A 2,091-nucleotide genomic window follows, 5' to 3' on the forward strand; every position below is an offset into this window, starting at 1 on the left:
CTTGCGGCTGCGCCAGCAGCATAGCCTGCCGGTATTGGCCGCCTTCCGGACCTGGCTCGACGACCAGGCGCCGAAGGTCCTCCCCGAAAGCTTGAGCGGCAAGGCGATCGCCTATGCGCGCAACCAATGGATTATCTGACCCGTTACACCAGTGACGGTCTCGCCCCGATCGATAACAATGTTCTGGAGCGCGACATCAGGCCGTTTTGCACCGGACGAAAAAGTTGGCTGTTCAGCCACACCGTTGCCGGCGCCAAGGCAAGCGCCGTGATCTACAGTTTGGTGCTGACATGCCGGGCATGCGGCGTCGATCCCTATGCATGGCTACGTCACGCGCTCACCGAATTGCCCCAGCGCGCGCCAGACGCCGATATAGAAGATCTGTTGCCGTTCAACTGCACCGCTCAAAAAAACCTGCCAGCTGAGAATAGCGGCTGACGTTCGAACGCTCAGGTCAACCAAGCCGTTCCGATGACACTGCTGGGGCCCGGCGTCACGCGACGCCGCGGCCAGGCGCGCGCGTAGCCTGTGCGGTAAAATACGCGCTTACGACAAGCGCGTAGGGGCGACTGGGCGGCGATGCTGCGCCTGCTCTCGTTCCCGTCGAGGTCACACCTGTAGCGGCTCCGATCTTGAGCGGCGCACCACAACTGGCGTCTTCACCGCCTGCGCAGCGTGCAAGGGCCGGAATCATCGAGATTGAGCTCGGGGGCGGCTGTCGTGTTCGCGTTGACCGTGACGTGGACGTTGAGGCGCTGCAGCAGGTTCTTGAGCTCTTGCGACGACGATGATTCCGATTCCGAGCGGCGTCAGGGTCTGGATCGCGACCGGCCACACCGATATGCGCCGCGGCATGCGAAGCCTGGCTCTTACGGTTCAGGAGAGCCTGAAGCGCGATCTCCATGCCGGCGATCTCTACATCTTCCGGGGCCGCAGCGGCGATCTGGTCAAGATTCTTTGGCATGATGGGTTGGGCATGTCGCTCTATGCCAAGCGCCTGGACCGAGGCAAGTTCATCTGGCCTTCGGCGTCGGACGGCGCGGTATCGATCTCAGCGGCGCAGATGGCCTATATGCTGGAAGGGATCGACTGGCGGAATCCACAACTGAGCTGGCGACCGAGAAGCGCAGGTTGAGTACAAAATCCAGCAGGTTTTGCATTTTTGGGGAGTCCCAACGCTTCCAATCTGTGATTCACTGTGTCGCATGGATGCTGAGCGCGACGCTGTTCCGGATGACATTGCCGTCCTGAAAGCGGCGCTGGCAGCCGAGCGTGCGAAGGGTTTGGAAGTCGCCGCTGAACTTGCGGTCGCCCGCGCGAAAGCGTCTGAGGACGAAGCGCTGATTGCCCAGCAGAAGCTGCAAATCGCCAAGCTAAGGCATCAGATCTATGGCCAGCGGTCGGAGCGTTCGTCGCGCCTGATCGAGCAGTTGGCCTTGACCTTCGAAGAGTTGGAAAGTGACGCCACTGAAGACGAGCTGGCGGCAGAGCGCGCTGTGGCCAGGCGACGACGGGGCGCGGATTTACGCGCAAGCGCGGCGAACGACAGACGTTCCCTGAGCATTTACCGCGCGAACGAGTCGTCATCGAGCCGCCGACGGCTTGCCAGTGCTGTGGCGGCAATCGTCTGCGCAAGCTCGGCGAGTACGTGACGAGGACACTGGAAGTGGTACCGCGCCAGTGGAAGGTGATCGAGACGGTGCGGGAGAAGTTCTCCTGCCGCGACTGCGAGAAGATCAGCCAGGCCCCGGCGCCATTCTATGCCGTCGCACGGGGATGGGCCGGCCCGAGCCTGTTGGCCATGATCATGTTCGAGAAGTACGGCCAACATCAGCCCTTAAACCGCCAGGCCGAGCGCTACGCCCTCGAAGGCGTGCCGATCGCGCTGTCGACCCTGGCGGACGCCGTGGGGTCGGTCTGTGCGGCGGCGCTGGATCCCCTGCTGCGCCTGGTCGAAGCCCATGTCATGGCGGCCGAGCGCCTGCATGCCGATGATAGTGTGCTGCAGAAGCACACGGAAAGGATGATCGAGATGATCTGAAAATCTGTGTGCACAAGCTGTGGCAGCGATGAGGGTAGGCCCCTCGGGAT

1 protein-coding gene and 2 pseudogenes are annotated in these 2,091 nt (G+C 62.4%); all 3 read left to right on the forward strand.

Annotated features, from left to right (window positions below; translation table 11 throughout):
* Positions 1–438 (forward strand): annotated as a pseudogene (locus GA0061099_RS39025) (IS66 family transposase); the annotation flags it as partial.
* Positions 439–787: 349 nt separating this feature from the next.
* Entirely contained in the window at positions 788–1,135 is a 348-nt protein-coding gene (gene tnpB, locus GA0061099_RS39030; RefSeq protein WP_036032545.1) for an IS66 family insertion sequence element accessory protein TnpB, read from the forward strand.
* Positions 1,136–1,205: 70 nt separating this feature from the next.
* Positions 1,206–2,005 (forward strand): annotated as a pseudogene (locus GA0061099_RS39035) (IS66 family transposase); the annotation flags it as partial.
* Positions 2,006–2,091: the final 86 nt, after the last annotated feature.

The sequence above is a fragment of the Bradyrhizobium yuanmingense genome, assembly GCF_900094575.1.
Lineage (GTDB): Bacteria > Pseudomonadota > Alphaproteobacteria > Rhizobiales > Xanthobacteraceae > Bradyrhizobium > Bradyrhizobium yuanmingense.

What these genes read in the sequence shown, in the direction of transcription:
- tnpB (WP_036032545.1), top strand. Translation starts at nt 788, where the DNA reads ATGATTCCGATTCCGAGCGGCGTCAGGGTCTGGATCGCGACCGGCCAC.